The organism is Mesorhizobium waimense (genome assembly GCF_003601975.1).
Classification (GTDB): Bacteria; Pseudomonadota; Alphaproteobacteria; order Rhizobiales; family Rhizobiaceae; genus Mesorhizobium; species Mesorhizobium waimense.
On the sequence record NZ_QZWZ01000019.1, the window covers coordinates 100030 to 115631 of the forward strand.

Consider the following 15602-nt stretch of genomic DNA (forward strand, 5'->3'; position numbering starts at 1 on the left):
CCCTTCACAAGAGCGCCGCGCGTCCTTTTGGATGCGCAAAGGACGCTCTAGAACTTTGAAATTACGCATCGTGCTTTCCAAAAATCGAGTCCGATTTTTGGGCCGATGCGGTGATCCAGACGCCTTCGCGCATAAGCAGCGCGGCGGCCGCGGCCTGCTCGGCTTCGCGCTTGGAGCGGCCGTTGCCGGTTGCCGGCGCAAAGGCGCCGACCTTGACGCTGACGGTGAACAAGGGATCGTGGTCGGGTCCCTCGCGGCTGTCGATACGATAGGCCGGCATGGCGCCTGCCGCCGCCTGATGCGCCCATTCCTGCAATTCGGTCTTGGCATCGCGACGAGCGGCCCCGATGGCCTGCGAGCGTGGCTGCCAGTATTTATGGATGAAGGCACGGGCGGCTTCCAGGCCGCCGTCGAGATAGAGCACGGCGATCAGCGATTCCAGCGCATCGGCGCGCAAATTGACGCGCTTGCGCCCATCGAGACCGCGCACGTCGGAACCGGCGCGGATCAGTTCCGGCAGCCCGATCTCCTCGGCGATCTCGGACAGCGCCTCGGCATTGACCAGGGCGTTCAGCCGAAGCGACAGTTCGCCCTCGGCGGCGTCCGGAAATGCCGCGAGCAGCATATCGGCCACGACAAGGCCGAGAACGCGGTCGCCGAGGAACTCGAAGCGCTCATAGTCGACGCCGGCATGGCTGGAGCGGGCGCTGGCATGGGTGAGCGCGCGCTGCAGACGCTGGCGGTCGGCAAAGGCATGGCCGGTGCGCTGCATAAGCGCTTCGGCGAGCGCATCGGCGGTCAACCGCTTTGTCGCCGCCATGCCTAGTCGACGAAGTTGAACAGGCGCGACACGCGCATGAGCGACGGCCACTTCCAGATCTCGAGCGGGCTGGCGCCGTCGGCGATCGAGAAGAAGATGATGTTGGCGCGGCCGACCAGATTCTCCTCCGGTACGAAGCCGACGGTGAAGCGGCTGTCGGAGGAATTGTCGCGGTTGTCGCCCATCATGAAATAATGGCCGGGCGGCACGTCGAATTCGCGCGTGTTGTCGCCGATCGAATTGGGCGTCAGGTCGAGCGTGTCATAGGAAACGCCGTTGGGCAGCGTCTCGCGATAGACGTCGACCGGCCCCTGGGCCTCGGTGATGTCGGGGTTGTCGATCTGTCCCGTCTTCACGCGCGGCACGCCGACGCCATTGATGAAGAGTTGACCGTCCTTGACCTGGATCTTGTCGCCCGGCAGGCCGACGACTCGCTTGATGTAGTCGACGGACGGGTCCGGCGGGAACTTGAACACCGCGACATCGCCGCGCTTTGGCGCGGCGCCCCAGATGCGGCCCGAAAAGATGTCGGGGCCGAACGGCAGCGAATAGTGCGAATAGCCGTAGGACCATTTGGTGACGAACAGATAGTCGCCTTCGAGCAGGGTCGGCCGCATCGACCCGGACGGGATCGAAAACGGCTGGAACAGGAGCGTGCGGATGACCAGCGCAAGCACCAACGCCTGAATGATGACGCTGACGGTTTCGCCAAGCCCGCCGGATTTCTTCTCGGATTTTTCAGCCACGCTCATGTCGTCCTCGATTGTGCGTTGGATGGTATAGAGTCTCGGCGCGCGCTGGGCAACGTCATGCCGGTCGTCAGATGCAATCAATGTGGCGCTTGTTCGACGGGCAACGCCTCAATGATCACAAAGGCTTGAGCAAGCGGAAAATCATCGGTGATGGTGAGGTGGATTGCCGCGCGGTGTCCTTCCGGCAGGATCTTGTCCAGCCTGGCGGCAGCACCCCCGGTCAGTGCCATGGTCGGCTTGCCACTGGCAAGGTTGACGACGCCCATGTCGCGCCAGAACACGCCTTGCGCCAGACCGGTGCCCAGCGCCTTGGCGCAGGCCTCCTTGGCGGCGAAGCGCTTGGCATAGGAGGCGGCGCGCCCGTGGCGAGCTTCGGAACGCGCCTGCTCGACCTCGGTGTAGATGCGCTGGATGAAGCGCGGGCCATGCCGCTCCAGCGACTTCTCTATGCGTCTGATATCGATCAGGTCGCTGCCGATGCCGATGATCATGCCGCGGGAACTTCCCGTCCGCCGTGCCTGGCCTTCTGCGCCCGCTCGTCCATGCGCCTCTTCCGCTGCTCGCGAAAGACTGTCATGCCCCAGCGGGTGATGCCGTAGAACACAAACCCGAAGACCAGGCCGAGCGGTACGGCGCCGATCAGCATCGGCTCCAGCACCGGGTGCCACAACCTCGCAAATGAAAGCGTGTGCATCATTTCGCCTAGATGCTCAGGCGGCCCGTGCTTCGGCAAGTGTTCGTGCAGGATCAGCTTGCCGGTTTCCCAGGATGCGCCCCACAGCAGTGGGAAGGTCAGCGGATTGCCGAAGAACACCGCGCCAAGCGCGGCCGCCACCAGATTGCCGGCGATCACCCAGCAAAGCACGGCGGCGATGACGAAGTGGAAGCCGAGCGGGAAGAACGAGGCGAAGACACCGGCTGAGACACCGGCGGCAACCGCGTGCGGCGTGGCCTTAAGCCGGAGAATCCGCTTGGAGAAATACCGCAGCGAACGAGAGAACGAGCGGCGCGGCCACAGATAGGTACGCACCCGCTCTACAAGGCGATCAGGCTCTCGGCGTCGAAAAAGCACTCTCTTCCAGTCCCTGATCCACTAACCACGCCGGCCCCGGCCATCCCATAAACGGTCGCGACTTTACATCTTGCGCTTCAAGCACGCCGGAAGGCAATAACGCTTTGATATAGCGACGCCCAAGCCCCAAGACAACGAAACGCTGCCGCGATGCTCTGACACAGGAGACGACTTCAGGGCACCTGTATGGAAGGCGCCGCCCGAGCCACCGGGATGCGGCGGTTCGCCTTGGTGGCACCCGAAGTAGCAAGTGCCTTTGAAGGTCAGCTTGCGAGCAGCCAAGCTTCAGCCGCAATCCTATAGCGCACGGCCGGCGCTGCCGGTCTCGAAAACCCAGCCGTCGGGGTAATCTTGAGCAAAGCCAGCCTCGGGAATGAGCAGCGTGGCACTATAGGGCACTGCGGGAGCCTCGTAGATGTACTCGGTCTCACTCACACGATGGTAGGTTTGCGGCAGAACAACCAAACTCGAGGCGCCGGCAACCAGCCAAGCCACCGGAAAATCCGCCTTGTCGCCGACCTTCAGGTTCATTCTGCGAATTTGTTGCAGGTTCGTCGCCGGCGTAAAACCGTAGTCCAGGTCGACCATCGACTGAACCGCCGACTGCCGCTGCCCATCGACAGTCCAGCCGATCTCGTCGCGGATGATTGTGAGATCAACTGACTGGGAACCGATGAACCCGCGAACGCTGCCGGAATTGGTCATCCAATCTTCGGCCAGTTGCACAGTGTAGTCCAACCGTGCCGGTCCCGCATCCGACAGGTACACGGCGGCTCCATTCAAGAGCCAGCCGAGGTCAGTCTGCTTTGGCTCCACGACATCGTGACCTGGTTCGTCCGTCCTGCGCCAGATAGCGAGCAGAGTCATGATCTCCACCCCTTGCTTGGTTGTTCGTCGCTACGATCGACTTCCCGGTAGAGGTCGGATACGAGTTGCTGAAGGCTGCTCCCCAATATGACCAAGCTAACTCCGAGCAAGGCAACATCTTTGATAAGAAAGGCACCTAACCCGTTGAGGAAGGGAAACCCTCCAGATCCCGTTTCCCAAATCGGCAGGGTGAGCATTGTCGAGGATGTCAGCGCAAAGGTGACTGAACCGATGGCACCCCCCACGAGGCCAGCCCAGACGCTACGGACAGATGCCATCAGCAGAAGCGCGGTGGCCAGTTCGACCACCCCCAAGAAGTAGGAGGCCCCCGCAGATCCGAATGCGGGATAGAGCCATGCCAGCCAAGGCGTATTCTCGACGAATGGCCTAAGCGCCTCGATCTCGATTGCGGTGAATTTTAAAATGCCAATTAGCAGCAGAGGGAGCACCACCCCCAAAAGGGTTACCGCGCGACCGACGGCGGTGAGGCGATTGCCAGCTTTGTTGATACGCGCCACGAACGGCGCGTTGGCGGTTGCAGAGGTAAACATAGCCTTCCTCCTTCGATTTGTATGCTCCAAGCATATAATAATTTGACCTTGATGTATATGCTCGGAGCATATATTTTTTGCCGATGGCCGATTCCAAGATTGAAAATGTGATTGGCGCCCTGGCGCTCGCCTTTGCGGACACCTTGCAGCGGGACGCTCAAGCCAAAGCACCGGAGCCCGGCCCTGCGGCTTCGGCGATCACCCTGATTGGCCACGTACCGGGCCTGTCGATCGAGAGGCTGCGCCGCGCATTGTCACTGTCCCATTCGGGCACCGTTAGACTGGTCGATCGACTGGTCGCGGAAGGATTGGCGGCTCGGTTCTCGGTGCCTGACGACCATCGCGCGGTAGCGCTAAGGCTCACGCCTTTGGGAGAGACGACCTGCAGTGCTATCCTTGCTGCTCGTCAGACGGGGCTCGCGTCGGCGCTCGCCGTTCTAAGCTCGGAGGAGTTGCAGGAATTCGGCAAACTTGCCGCTAAACTGCTGCGTGGGCTCGTTGGCACCGAGGACCATGCATACCGTATTTGCCGGCTCTGCAACTATACCGCTTGCCTCGACTGCCCTGTGGAAGCGGAACTTGCCTGAGCTGTGGCTATGGCAAAACCAAGCTTTCGCCATACCTGGACGATGGCCTAACCGCTGCGGCGGGCGTGAACAGGGTTGGCCGCAACCCGCGGAAAATACCGGTTACCTATTGTAATCGCTGACCTCGACGAGGTTGTCGTCCGGATCGCGGAAATAGACCGACATCATCGGGCCGCGAGCGCCGGTGCGTTCGACGGGCCCGACTTCGACGGCAACGTTGTTGGCGGCGAGCCTGGCGCAGATTTCGGCAAGCGGCCTAGCGGCGACCAAGCAGAAATCGCCTGAGCCCGGCGTCGGCACCTTGGCCTTCGGCTCGAAGGTCCGCGCGACCTCGTGCAGATTGATCTTCTGCGATCCAGTCGGCCGGTTCGGCTCGTCGTGCCGCGTCATGCCAAGCACACGCTGGTAGAAGTCACAGGTGTCGTCCACCGAGCGAACTGTCAGTACGAAATGATCGATACCGGCGATCATCACGGCGCCACGGTCAGCGCGCGCCGCGCCCGAAGCGATTCAAGCGACGCGCTCAAGTGCTTGTTTCCATGCATGGCGGCATCAGATATTGCGGCTGCCGGGCTTGACGGCCGGTATGGCGGCGAGTTCGGGCGGCAGCCTGTCGGCCGGATAGGCCGGAACCTCATATTCGGCGAGCGCGATCAGCGGCACGCCGACATCGGTCTTGCCGGCCGAGCGATCGATGATGCAGGCGGCCGCCACCACCTCGGCGCCAAGCTCGCGCAGGCAGTCGATGGTCTCGCGGATCGACAGGCCGGTGGTGACGATGTCCTCGACGATGACGACGCGCGATCCCCTGGCGATCTCGAAGCGGCGCAGCCTGAACTCGCCCCCTTCCCGCTCGACCCAGATCGCAGGTGCGCCGAGATGGCGCGAGGTCTCATAGGCCGGGATCAGCCCGCCGATCGCCGGGCCGACGACATAGTCAATGCGGCCGGGCACGGCGTTGCGGATCTTTTCGGCCAGCGCACTGCACAGGCGCTCGGTCTTGTCGGCATGCATGAAGACGCGGGCCTTCTGCAGGAAGATCGGGCTGCGCAGCCCCGACGTCAGGATGAAATGGCCTTCGAGAACGGCGCCGGCCTCGCGGAAAATGCCCAGCACTTCGTCGGTATTCATCCTGCCTTGTCCTCGAAAATTTGTGGTTAGCCGTTCACGCGCCGCGCATCGCTGACGCTCGAATTGTCCTTGAGCTGCGACAGCAGCCGGTTGAGGTGCTTCAGATCCCAGACTTCGAGATCGATCAGCATTTCGGTGAAATCGGGCGCGGTGCGCACCATCGACAATGTATGGATGTTGGCGTCGTTGGAGGCAACGACCTGGGCGATGTCGGCCAGCGAGCCAGGCGCGTTGATCGCTGTGACCGAGACGCGCGCCGGGAACCGTTCCTTGGTGCGCTCGTCAATGTCCCAGCGCACGTCGATCCAGCGCTCGGGCTGGTCGTCAAAGGCCTGCAGCGCCGGCGACTGGATCGGATAGATGGTGATGCCGGTTCCAGGCTGTACGATGCCGACGATGCGGTCGCCGGGCACCGCGCCTTCCGGCGCGAAGCGCACCGGCAGATCGCCGCGCACGCCGCGGATGGGAACCGCTCCGTCGCGAGGCTGGTCCTTGTCCTTGCGTACCGCACGGCCCGGGATCTGGAACAGCATGCCGGCGGCATTGCGGATCTTCGACCAGCCCTCCTCGCGTTGCTTGGGCGCGGCAACGGTGACGCGTTCGTCCTTGTAGTCGGGGAACACTGCCTTCATGACGTCGGAGGAGGCGAGTTCGCCGCGGCCAACCGAGGCCAGCACATCCTCGATGTCCTTGCGCGCCAGCCGGTGCAGCACCGGTTTGAGGCCTTCCTTGGTGAAGCTCTTGCCGGCGCGCTCGAAGGCGCGCTCGAGGATGCGGGCGCCGAGACCCGAATATTGCTTGCGGATGGCGTTCTTGGTGGCACGGCGGATGGCGGAGCGCGCTTTGCCGGTGACGACCACTGATTCCCACGCCGCCGGCGGCACCTGCGCCTTGGAACGGATGATCTCAACCTCGTCGCCATTCTTCAATTCAGTCATCAGCGGCATGATGCGGCCGTTGACCTTGGCGCCGACGCAGGTGTCGCCGACATCGGTGTGCACGGCATAGGCGAAGTCGATGGGCGTGGCGCCGCGCGGCAGCGCGATCAGCATGCCCTTGGGCGTGAAGCAGAACACCTGGTCCTGGAACAGTTCCAGTTTGGTGTTCTCGAGGAAATCCTCGGGATTGTCGCCTTCGGCCAGCTGCTCGATGGTGCGCCGCAGCCAGGCATAGGCGTTGGTCTCCTTCGAGATCGCGTGGGCGGCACCGTTCGTCTTGCCGCCGGTGTCCTTGTAGATCGAATGCGCGGCAACGCCATATTCGGCGATCTTGTTCATCTCGCGGGTGCGGATCTGCAGTTCGACACGCTGGCGAGAGGGCCCTACGATGGTGGTGTGGATCGAGCGGTAGTCGTTCTGCTTTGGCGTCGAGATGTAGTCCTTGAAGCGGCCGGGCACCATCGACCAGGCGGTGTGGATGGCGCCGAGCGCGCGGTAACAGTCCTCGACCGTATCGACCACGACGCGAAAGCCGAAAATGTCGGACAGTTGCTCAAAGGACAGCGCCTTGGCTTCCATCTTGCGGAACACCGACCACGGCTTCTTCTGGCGGCTTTTCACGCCGGCCTTGATCGCGTGCTTTTCGAACAGCGTGGACAGCGACTTTTCGATCTCAGACAGCACGCCCTTGTTACGCTCGAATATCTCGGCGAGCCTGGCGGTGACGGCGCGGTAGGCTTCCGGATTGATGTAGCGGAAGGCGATCTCCTCCAGCTCCTCGCGCATGCCTTGCATGCCCATGCGGCCGGCAAGCGGCGCATAGATCTCCATCGTCTCCTCGGCAATGCGCAAGCGCTTGGCTTCCGGCACATGGTCGAGGGTGCGCATGTTGTGCAGGCGGTCGGCGAGCTTGACCAGAAGCACGCGCACATCTTCCGAGATCGCCAGCAGGAGCTTGCGTAAATTCTCCGCCTGCTCGGCCTTCTTGGAGACGAGGTCGAGCTTCTTCAGCTTGGTCAGGCCCTCGACTAGCTTGCCCATTTCCGGGCCGAAGAGCTCGTCGATCTCGGCCCTGGTCGCTGTCGTATCCTCGATCGTGTCGTGCAGCAGTGCGACGGCGATCGTAGCCTCGTCCATGTGCATTTCGGTGAGGATGGCGGCGACTTCGAGCGGATGCGAGAAATAGGGGTCGCCGGAGGCGCGCTTCTGGTGGCCATGCTTCTGCATGGCATAGACGTAGGCCTTGTTGAGCAACGCCTCGTTGACGTCAGGCTTGTAGCGCTGGACGCGCTCGACAAGCTCATACTGACGCATCATGGGCGGGATCTCGCGGTGCTGAAATGAATCATGCGCCGAATATGCATCCGGCGCATGTCATAGATAGCCACGAAACTGCCGACGCGAAAGTGTCGGCAGCGTCGGCGAAGATCAATAGTCGTCGCTTTTTTCCGGCGGGACTAGGCCTTCGATGCCGGCAAGCAGGTCTTCCTCGGTCATGCGATCAAAAGCGATGTTGTCCTCGGCGTCGTCGGCATCGGTCGCCGCAACGGCGGTGCCGGTCTGGTCGGCGATCACCTCGCCGTCGGCTTCCGGCTCGTCGACCTCGACATGCTTCTGCAGGGAATGGATCAGGTCTTCCTTGAGGTCGTCGGGCGACAGCGTCTCGTCGGCGATCTCGCGCAGCGCGATGACCGGGTTCTTGTCGTTGTCGCGCGGCACGGTGATCTGCGCGCCCTGGCTGATCTGGCGGGCGCGGTGGCCGGCCAAGAGCACGAGCTCGAAGCGGTTGTCGACCTTGTCGATGCAATCTTCAACGGTTACGCGGGCCATGAATTGCCCCTTTCAGCCTGGATTTGATGGAAAACAGGCGCGGTCCATAACCCGAACGCCGCCGAAATACAAGCTTCTTGGCAATACCCGCCCCTGGCCCGCGCGGAGGGCGGATCGGTACCAGATCTGGCGACACGCCTGGCTGCGACGATTGCGCACCGATCACAATTGCTTGCAATGCGGCAAGGCAGCTTGGATTGCCGTAAAACTGGCGCTATCTCGGATAAGGAAGGCCATAAGGTCCATTTTCAGAGACCGGCCGATAGTCACGCACGCATTTAGACGACCGCCTATTTTCGAAAAGGAAATTTTTCCATGTTCGACCCTCGTGAGAAAATCGCCCTTTTCATCGACGGCGCCAATCTCTACGCCACCTCGCGGGCGCTGGGTTTCGACATCGACTATCGCAAGCTTCTGTCGAGCTTTCAGAAGCGCGGCTATCTCCTGCGCGCCTACTATTACACGGCCCTGGTCGAGGATCAGGAATATTCCTCGATCCGGCCGCTGATCGACTGGCTCGATTATAACGGCTTCAAGGTGGTGACCAAGCCGGCCAAGGAGTTCACCGACTCGACCGGACGCCGCAAGATCAAGGGCAATATGGACATAGAGCTGACCGTCGATGCGCTGGAGCTCGCCGATGTCGTCGACCACTACGTCATCTTCTCCGGCGACGGCGACTTCCGCACCCTGGTCGAGGCTCTGCAGCGGCGCGGCCGCAAGGTCTCGATCGTCTCGACCATGGCCTCGCAGCCGCCAATGATCTCCGACGATCTGCGCCGCCAGGCCGATCATTTCATGGACCTGATGACGCTGAAGAACGAAGTCGGCCGCGATCCGTCCGAGCGGCCGGTGCGCCGGCCCGAGCCGGCCGAAGTCGACGAGGATGATTTTTGACGGCGGCGGCCTTGGTCGCCGCTTCCTCACCCGAACCCGGCCGCGACTGCCCGCTCTGCCCGCGGCTGCATGATTTCATCGCCGACTGGCGGCAACGCGAACCGTCCTGGTTCAACGCGCCGGTGCCGACCTTCCTGCCGCCCGAAGGCGATAAGGCCGTCAAGCTGCTGATCGTCGGGCTGGCGCCCGGCCTGCGCGGGGCGAACCGGACGGGGCGACCCTTCACCGGCGACTATGCCGGCGACCTGCTCTACTCGACGCTGATCGCGCATGGTTTTGCGCGCGGCGAGTTCAAGGCAAGACCCGACGATGGGCTGGAGCTCGTCGGCACGGCGATCACCAATGCGGTGCGCTGCGTGCCGCCGGAAAACAAGCCGGTGGGTGCGGAGATCACCACCTGCCGGACATTCCTGGTGCCGACCATCGCCCGCTTTCCCAATTTGCGCGTCGTGCTGGCGCTCGGCTCGATCGCGCATCAGTCGACGGTACGGGCGCTGGGTGGGCGCGTCGCCGCCTACCCGTTCCGGCATGGCGGACAGCAGCTGGTCAGCGCCGTCACGTTGTTTTCCAGCTATCACTGCTCGCGCTACAACACCAATACCGGTGTTTTGACCGAAGCGATGTTCGTCAACGTGTTCAGGGAGATCGCGGCGTTTCTGCAGAGATAGAGTCGGGCTTGGCAAACAGCTCGGCCAGCTTTTCCTGCCCGCCCTGCAGGACGTTCATGTCGACATCGCCGCTGATGCCATCGACGCGACCCCTGTTGTGGTATTGCCAGTAAATCCAGTCGTCATGGCCTGGCCACAGCGCCAGTGAACGGACCCAGCGCTGGCGGCTGGCGATCTGTCCGGAATAGGCATCCGCCGCCTCGTCGATCAGATAGATGATCGCCGGCTTACCGAAGGCTGCCTCCACTGGACCTAGGAAAGCTTGGAGTTCGGCGTTCAAATGTTCGGGCGACGGCCGTTTCGGGCAATTGCCTCCAAATTCGATATCCACAACCGGCGGCAGCAGCGGGCCGTCGCGCGGCACTACCGAAATGAAGTTCTTCGCCTGGTCGGCGCCCGGCCGACAGAAGGTGAAGAAGTGATAGGCGCCGACCGCGAGCCCGGCGGCGCGCGCCTCGCGCAAATTGGCGGCAAAGGCATCGTCGACATGATCACCGCCTTCGGTCGCCTTAATGACGGCAAAGGCGACATCGTCGGCGGCTACGCGCCGCCAATCGATCTGGTGCTGATGATGGGAAACGTCGATGCCCCTGACCGGATATCTGTCGCGGTCCGGCGAGAAGGTGCGGAAGTAGAGAAAACCACCCGCTGCGACGAGACCCGCAAGGACCAAGCCAGCCGCGCCCCAGAGGATGATCCGGTTCTTCAAGACTATCCCCTGTTGTACTCCGCTGTTCGAAACTTGAAAGCCAAACGCTTTGGCTTTTTTCAGGCTATCGCCTGGTGCTTCTCACCCACGTTCCTTCAGCAACCGGCCCTTCTCGCGCGACCAGTCGCGCTGCTTTTCGGTCTCGCGCTTGTCGTGCAGCTTCTTGCCGCGGCCGACGGCGAGCAAGAGCTTGGCGCGGCCTTGGTCGTTGAAATAGATCTTCAGCGGCACCAGCGTCATGCCTTCGCGGTCGACGCTCTGCGACAGCTTCGCCATCTCGCGCTTGTTGAGCAGCAGCTTGCGGCGCCGGCGCGGCTCGTGGTTGAAGCGGTTGGCCTGCAGATATTCCGGCAGATAGGAATTGATCAGCCAGATCTCGCCGCCCTCGACCGAGGCATAGCTGTCCTGGATGTTGGCCTGGCCCTGGCGCAACGATTTGACCTCGGTGCCGGTCAGCACAAGACCGGCCTCGATCGTGTCGAGCACCTCATAGGAAAACCGCGCCTTGCGGTTTTCCGCAACGGTCTTGTTGTTGGGATCGGCTTTTCTGACTTGATTCATGATGTGGAGAGGTGGCGCCTCATCCCTAATTTATCAAGCCGGCATGCTTCATCGCCTGATCGATCTTCTCGGCGGTCGATGCCTCGATCGTCACCAGCGGCGAGCGCACGACGTTTTCGACCTTGCCCAGCTTCGACAGCGCATATTTGGCGCCGCACAGGCCAGGCTCGATGAAGATCGCCTTGTGCAGCGGCAACAACCGATCCTGCAGGTCGAGCGCCCTGGCGCTGTCGCCGGAAAGGGTGGCTTCCTGGAATTCGGCGCACAACCTCGGCGCGACATTCGACGTCACCGAGATGCAGCCGACGCCGCCATGGGCGTTGAAGCCGAGTGCGGAGGCGTCCTCGCCGGAAAGCTGGATGAAATCCTTGCCGCATGTGGCGCGCTGCTCGGAAACGCGCTCGACCTTGCCGGTGGCATCCTTGACGCCGACGATGTTCTTGAAGTCGTGTGCCAGCTGGCCCATCGTCTCCGGGCTCATGTCGATCACCGAGCGCGGCGGGATGTTGTAGATGATGATCGGCAGCTTGGTTGCCTTGGCGACGGCGGCGAAATGCGCATAAAGACCGCGCTGCGTCGGCTTGTTGTAATAGGGCGTGACGACGAGAGCCGCGTCGGCGCCCGCCTTCTCGGCATATTGCACCAGCCCGACCGCCTCTTCGGTGTTGTTGGAGCCGGCGCCGGCGACGACCGGAACGCGCCCGTTGGCGACCTCGATGCACACTTTGACGACCTGGCGATGCTCGTCATGCGACAGCGTCGGCGACTCGCCGGTGGTGCCGACGGGCACCAGCCCGGTTGTGCCTTCGGCGAGCTGCCATTCGACGAACGCGCGAAAGGCTTTCTCGTCGAAACGCCCGCTCTTTTCGAACGGTGTCACGAGCGCGGTCAGCGAGCCTCTCAGCATGTCGTCCAACTCCTTAGGACTTATCGAGTTTTGTCGGTCGGTCTATCGTGCGCGCCTTCTAGCCGAAAGCGAAGCCGCGCACCATAGTCTCGACATTGTTGCGCGGCAAGCATTGCCATGGTGCCAGCGGGCGCAATTCGAACGACCTCGATAGACTTTTGTTCACGGGCTTTTCACCACCTAAGTCTAGGCTGCAACGCTTCTGTGCCTGCTGGTAGTGTGCACGAACGGGAAATGACGAAACCCATGCCGACCAGGCGGTCCCATCGTTTTGCGCTTCTGGGCGCCACGCTTGCGCTGATCCCGGTTGCAGCGATCGGCGGTGGCGTCGATGTGCAACTGACGTCGGCGATCCCGATGCCCGACTTGCAGAGCCAGTCAGATCCGGGCCAGCCGGATGCGCGCCCCAGCATTGCCCTGCTGAAGAGCGGCCTCGACAGGCTGGCGGCCAACGACATTGGCGGTGCGCGCCAGGTGCGCGAGGCACTGCCGGCCGATTCGCTCGACCGCCATATACTGGCTTGGGCGATCGCGCTCTATGGCGGCGACCAGGTGCCGAGCGGTGACATCGCCGACGCCGCGAAGATGCTGCCGAACTGGCCGGGCACGATCGCGCTGCGCAAGAACAGCGAGCGCGCGCTCTATCGCGAGAACCCCTCGCCGCAAATCGTGGCGAAGGCATTCGACGGCAGCCAACCGCTGACACCGGAAGGCGTGATCATCCTTGCCCGCTCCTATGTCGCGCTGGGCAATGCCAAGGCAGCGCGTTCGGTGCTGTCGCCATTCTGGCGCATGGAAAAACTCGAGGCGAAGGACGAGACTGCGGTCATCAAGGAGTTCGGCGCGCTGATCCCGGCCGCCGACCACCGCTTCCGCATGGAGCGCATGTTCTATGCCGACAGGGTCATCTCGGCGCTGCGCGTTGCCGGCCTCGCCGACGCCCAGCCGCTGGCCGATGCCTGGGCGGCCGTGTCCAGAGGCGACAAGAATGCGGCCAAGCTACTTAAGGCGGTGCCAATCGCGCAGCGTTCAGCCGGCTATTTCTTTGCGCAGGCCGAATATCTGCGCAAGCTTTCCGACGCGGCGGCCGTCGTGACGGGGGCGCCGAGCGACCGCGAGGCTCTGGTCGATCCCGATGCCTGGTGGGTGGAGCGCCGGGTGCTGGCGCGCGAGTTGGTCGACCAGGGCGACATGAAGACCGCCTACAGAATTGTCGCCGCACATGCCGCCGAAAGTGCCGCCAACGCCGCCGAGGCCGAGTTCCATGCCGGGTGGTACGCGCTGCGCGGCCTCAACGATCCCGCCACCGCCGCCACGCATTTCGCGCGCATTGCCGACCTGGCGCAGGGGCCGATGTCGCTGTCGCGCGCCTATTACTGGCTCGGCCGCGCGGCGGAAGTCGGCGGCCCCGGCAACGCCAAGGACTATTTCTCTCGTGCCGCCGCCTACGGCACCACCTTCTATGGCCAACTTGCCGGCGAGCGCGTCGGCTTGAGAAGCCTCAACATCGCCTATCCCTCGCCGAGCGCCGTCGACCACCAGAACTTCGCAGCCCGAGAGGCCGTCAGCGCCATCAAGCGGCTGCAGGAGGCAGGCTACGACCGCTATGCCGAAACGCTGTACCGCGACCTCGCCGGGCAATTGACCAGCCCGGGGGAACTGGCTCTGCTTGCCGTGCTGGCGGAAAAGCAGGGCAACCATTTCATGGCGCTGAAGATCGGCAAGATCGCCGGCGCGCGCGGCATCGATGTCGGGGCACTGTCGCATCCGCTGGGCGTCATTCCCGACACCGCCAACATTTCAGGTTCGGGCAAGGCGCTGGCCTATGCGATTGCGCGCCAGGAAAGCGAGTTCAATGTCGGCGCCATCTCCAGCGCCGGCGCGCGCGGGCTGCTGCAATTGATGCCGGGCACCGCCAGGCAATTGGCGAAGAAAGCCGGATTGACCTTCTCGCAGACGCGGCTGACCAGCGATGCCGGCTACAATGCGACGCTGGGCGCAGCCTTCCTTGGCGAGCAACTCGACCGCTTCGACGGCTCCTACGTGTTGACCTTCGCGGGCTACAATGCCGGCCCCAGCCGCGCCGCCCAATGGTTGGCCAAATATGGCGACCCGCGCGGCAAGGACGTGGACGCCGTCGTCGACTGGATCGAGCGGATTCCCTACACGGAAACAAGAAGTTATGTACAGCGCGTGATGGAGAACTACGAAGTCTACAAGATGCGTATTTCGGGAAAGTACGACATCGTGGGAGATCTGGTGAACGGGCGGAGTTGACGCTCTTCCCCATTTGACCGCCCCTGCCCTCGGCTGTAGCACTCGGCAACGATCCGACAATGGCGGGGAATCGAGTGCATATGCAAAATGACCAAGGTTTTGCCGATTTCTTCTACACCGCGCCGGACGGGCTCAGGCTGCATGCCCGCGTCTACGGCGAGGCGAATTCGGGCCATTGGCCGGTCGTCTGCCTGCCCGGCCTGACCCGCAATGCGCGCGACTTTCATGAACTGGCGCTGCATCTGTCGAGGCAGGAGAAGAACCCACGAAAGGTCATCGCCTTCGACTATCGCGGGCGCGGGCAGTCCGCCTACGACCCCGATGTGAGTCACTATAATGTCGGTGTCGAGGCCGGTGACATCCTCGCCGGCCTGGCGGGCCTCGGCATCGAGCAAGCGGCCTTCATCGGTACGTCGCGCGGCGGGCTGATCATCCATGTGCTTGGCGCGCTGCGGCCAACCGTGCTGAAAGCCGTTGTGCTGAACGACATCGGCCCAGTGATCGAAGCCGCGGGCCTCGCCCATATCAGCTCCTATCTCGAGCGCACACCGAAGCCGAAGACATTCGCCGGGGCGGTCGACGCCCAGCGCGGCGCACACGGCGCAGACTTTCCGGCCCTGACCGAGGCTGACTGGGAACGGATGGTGTCGGCGCTCTATCGCGGGGTCGATGCGGGGCTTGTGCCGGATTTCGACCCGAATCTGGTCGACACGATGGCCGGTCTCGATTTCAGCAATCCATTGCCGGATCTATGGCCGCAGTTCGAAGCGCTCGCCGCCGTGCCGCTGCTCGCCATACGCGGCGGCAACTCGAAGCTGCTGTCGGCCGGGACGCTGGAGGAGATGCGAAAACGCCATCCTGGCATGGAGACGATCACGGTCGATGGCCAGGGCCACGCGCCTTTCCTGGAGACCGGCAGCCTGCCGGACGCCATCGCCGCATTCCTGGATCGGGCCGAACAGCAGTTTCGGACAAAGTAAAACCCCAAGACCAAGTCGGTCTCGGGGTCGTTGTTGCAGTATAGGAAAGTTTGGC

The 15602-nt window shown here is 62.9% G+C and carries 18 protein-coding genes; 5 read left to right on the forward strand and 13 right to left on the reverse strand.

Going from position 1 to position 15602, the window contains the following annotated elements; genetic code table 11:
• Positions 1 to 61: 61 nt before the first annotated feature.
• The 6 genes from rnc to D3227_RS23175 all read right to left on the reverse strand — a co-directional run bounded on the left by rnc (position 62) and on the right by D3227_RS23175 (position 4062).
• The gene (gene rnc, locus D3227_RS23150; RefSeq protein WP_120016605.1) at positions 62 to 820 is read right to left on the reverse strand and encodes a ribonuclease III; all 759 of its coding nucleotides are present in this window, start codon (positions 818 to 820) and stop codon (positions 62 to 64) included.
• Positions 821 to 822: 2 nt separating this feature from the next.
• A complete protein-coding gene (gene lepB, locus D3227_RS23155; RefSeq protein WP_120016637.1) occupies positions 823 to 1572 on the reverse strand; it encodes a signal peptidase I in 750 nt (249 codons plus the stop codon).
• 77 nt (positions 1573 to 1649) lie between these two features.
• On the reverse strand, positions 1650 to 2063 hold the full coding sequence (acpS, locus tag D3227_RS23160; protein WP_120016606.1) for a holo-ACP synthase: 414 nt from the start codon (positions 2061 to 2063) through the stop codon (positions 1650 to 1652).
• Positions 2060 to 2644 (reverse strand): DUF2062 domain-containing protein, encoded by a 585-nt coding sequence (locus D3227_RS23165; RefSeq protein WP_120016607.1) that lies wholly within the window; start codon positions 2642 to 2644, stop codon positions 2060 to 2062. Before D3227_RS23165 ends, acpS begins: the two co-directional genes overlap by 4 nt.
• A gap of 297 nt (positions 2645 to 2941) precedes the next feature.
• A complete protein-coding gene (locus D3227_RS23170) occupies positions 2942 to 3511 on the reverse strand; it encodes a putative glycolipid-binding domain-containing protein (protein ID WP_120016608.1) in 570 nt (189 codons plus the stop codon).
• A complete protein-coding gene (locus tag D3227_RS23175) occupies positions 3508 to 4062 on the reverse strand; it encodes a DUF417 family protein (RefSeq protein ID WP_120016609.1) in 555 nt (184 codons plus the stop codon). Before D3227_RS23175 ends, D3227_RS23170 begins: the two co-directional genes overlap by 4 nt.
• A gap of 83 nt (positions 4063 to 4145) precedes the next feature.
• Between D3227_RS23175 and D3227_RS23180 the strand changes: the two genes are divergently transcribed.
• Positions 4146 to 4649: a MarR family winged helix-turn-helix transcriptional regulator gene (locus tag D3227_RS23180; protein WP_120016610.1), complete on the forward strand. Its 504-nt coding sequence runs from the start codon at positions 4146 to 4148 to the stop codon at positions 4647 to 4649.
• Positions 4650 to 4751: 102 nt separating this feature from the next.
• Here the strand turns inward: D3227_RS23180 and D3227_RS23185 are convergent, their stop codons facing one another.
• The 4 genes from D3227_RS23185 to rpoZ form a co-directional block, all read right to left on the reverse strand.
• On the reverse strand, positions 4752 to 5120 hold the full coding sequence (locus D3227_RS23185) for a VOC family protein (RefSeq protein WP_120016611.1): 369 nt from the start codon (positions 5118 to 5120) through the stop codon (positions 4752 to 4754).
• 81 nt (positions 5121 to 5201) lie between these two features.
• The gene (pyrE, locus tag D3227_RS23190) at positions 5202 to 5780 is read right to left on the reverse strand and encodes an orotate phosphoribosyltransferase (RefSeq protein ID WP_120016612.1); all 579 of its coding nucleotides are present in this window, start codon (positions 5778 to 5780) and stop codon (positions 5202 to 5204) included.
• Between the two features lie 26 nt (positions 5781 to 5806).
• A complete protein-coding gene (locus tag D3227_RS23195) occupies positions 5807 to 8035 on the reverse strand; it encodes a RelA/SpoT family protein (RefSeq protein WP_120016613.1) in 2229 nt (742 codons plus the stop codon).
• A gap of 111 nt (positions 8036 to 8146) precedes the next feature.
• Complete coding sequence (rpoZ, locus tag D3227_RS23200; protein ID WP_006202227.1) at positions 8147 to 8548, reverse strand: DNA-directed RNA polymerase subunit omega; 402 nt, start codon at positions 8546 to 8548, stop codon at positions 8147 to 8149.
• A gap of 315 nt (positions 8549 to 8863) precedes the next feature.
• Between rpoZ and D3227_RS23205 the strand changes: the two genes are divergently transcribed.
• Positions 8864 to 9445 (forward strand): LabA-like NYN domain-containing protein, encoded by a 582-nt coding sequence (locus D3227_RS23205; protein ID WP_006202226.1) that lies wholly within the window; start codon positions 8864 to 8866, stop codon positions 9443 to 9445.
• Positions 9442 to 10113 (forward strand): uracil-DNA glycosylase, encoded by a 672-nt coding sequence (locus D3227_RS23210; RefSeq protein ID WP_245451838.1) that lies wholly within the window; start codon positions 9442 to 9444, stop codon positions 10111 to 10113. The genes D3227_RS23205 and D3227_RS23210 overlap by 4 nt, the downstream gene beginning before the upstream one ends.
• Here the strand turns inward: D3227_RS23210 and D3227_RS23215 are convergent.
• The 3 genes from D3227_RS23215 to dapA all read right to left on the reverse strand — a co-directional run bounded on the left by D3227_RS23215 (position 10082) and on the right by dapA (position 12290).
• Positions 10082 to 10822, reverse strand: coding sequence for a glycoside hydrolase family 25 protein (locus tag D3227_RS23215; protein WP_120016615.1), 741 nt, complete (start codon positions 10820 to 10822; stop codon positions 10082 to 10084). The two genes, D3227_RS23210 and D3227_RS23215, sit on opposite strands and share 32 nt — an antisense overlap.
• Before the next feature lie 81 nt (positions 10823 to 10903).
• Positions 10904 to 11383 (reverse strand): SsrA-binding protein SmpB, encoded by a 480-nt coding sequence (gene smpB / locus D3227_RS23220; RefSeq protein ID WP_006202221.1) that lies wholly within the window; start codon positions 11381 to 11383, stop codon positions 10904 to 10906.
• Between the two features lie 25 nt (positions 11384 to 11408).
• Positions 11409 to 12290 (reverse strand): 4-hydroxy-tetrahydrodipicolinate synthase, encoded by an 882-nt coding sequence (gene dapA / locus D3227_RS23225; RefSeq protein WP_120016638.1) that lies wholly within the window; start codon positions 12288 to 12290, stop codon positions 11409 to 11411.
• 246 nt (positions 12291 to 12536) lie between these two features.
• Here dapA and D3227_RS23230 point away from each other — a divergent pair, with 246 nt between their 5' ends.
• A complete protein-coding gene (locus D3227_RS23230) occupies positions 12537 to 14567 on the forward strand; it encodes a lytic transglycosylase domain-containing protein (RefSeq protein ID WP_120016639.1) in 2031 nt (676 codons plus the stop codon).
• Between the two features lie 80 nt (positions 14568 to 14647).
• Positions 14648 to 15547 carry an alpha/beta fold hydrolase gene (locus D3227_RS23235; RefSeq protein ID WP_120016616.1) on the forward strand — a complete coding sequence of 300 codons (900 nt, stop codon included), beginning with the start codon at positions 14648 to 14650 and terminating at the stop codon, positions 15545 to 15547.
• Positions 15548 to 15602: the final 55 nt, after the last annotated feature.

Coding starts and splice junctions, on each gene's coding strand:
- rnc (WP_120016605.1), bottom strand. CDS start 820: ATGGCGGCGACAAAGCGGTTGACCGCCGATGCGCTCGCCGAAGCGCTT.
- smpB (WP_006202221.1), bottom strand. CDS start 11,383: ATGAATCAAGTCAGAAAAGCCGATCCCAACAACAAGACCGTTGCGGAA.
- D3227_RS23205 (WP_006202226.1), top strand. CDS start 8,864: ATGTTCGACCCTCGTGAGAAAATCGCCCTTTTCATCGACGGCGCCAAT.
- D3227_RS23195 (WP_120016613.1), bottom strand. CDS start 8,035: ATGATGCGTCAGTATGAGCTTGTCGAGCGCGTCCAGCGCTACAAGCCT.
- D3227_RS23235 (WP_120016616.1), top strand. CDS start 14,648: ATGCAAAATGACCAAGGTTTTGCCGATTTCTTCTACACCGCGCCGGAC.
- pyrE (WP_120016612.1), bottom strand. CDS start 5,780: ATGAATACCGACGAAGTGCTGGGCATTTTCCGCGAGGCCGGCGCCGTT.
- D3227_RS23175 (WP_120016609.1), bottom strand. CDS start 4,062: ATGTTTACCTCTGCAACCGCCAACGCGCCGTTCGTGGCGCGTATCAAC.
- D3227_RS23170 (WP_120016608.1), bottom strand. CDS start 3,511: ATGACTCTGCTCGCTATCTGGCGCAGGACGGACGAACCAGGTCACGAT.
- dapA (WP_120016638.1), bottom strand. CDS start 12,290: ATGCTGAGAGGCTCGCTGACCGCGCTCGTGACACCGTTCGAAAAGAGC.
- D3227_RS23180 (WP_120016610.1), top strand. CDS start 4,146: ATGGCCGATTCCAAGATTGAAAATGTGATTGGCGCCCTGGCGCTCGCC.
- D3227_RS23185 (WP_120016611.1), bottom strand. CDS start 5,120: ATGATCGCCGGTATCGATCATTTCGTACTGACAGTTCGCTCGGTGGAC.
- acpS (WP_120016606.1), bottom strand. CDS start 2,063: ATGATCATCGGCATCGGCAGCGACCTGATCGATATCAGACGCATAGAG.
- lepB (WP_120016637.1), bottom strand. CDS start 1,572: ATGAGCGTGGCTGAAAAATCCGAGAAGAAATCCGGCGGGCTTGGCGAA.
- D3227_RS23230 (WP_120016639.1), top strand. CDS start 12,537: ATGCCGACCAGGCGGTCCCATCGTTTTGCGCTTCTGGGCGCCACGCTT.
- rpoZ (WP_006202227.1), bottom strand. CDS start 8,548: ATGGCCCGCGTAACCGTTGAAGATTGCATCGACAAGGTCGACAACCGC.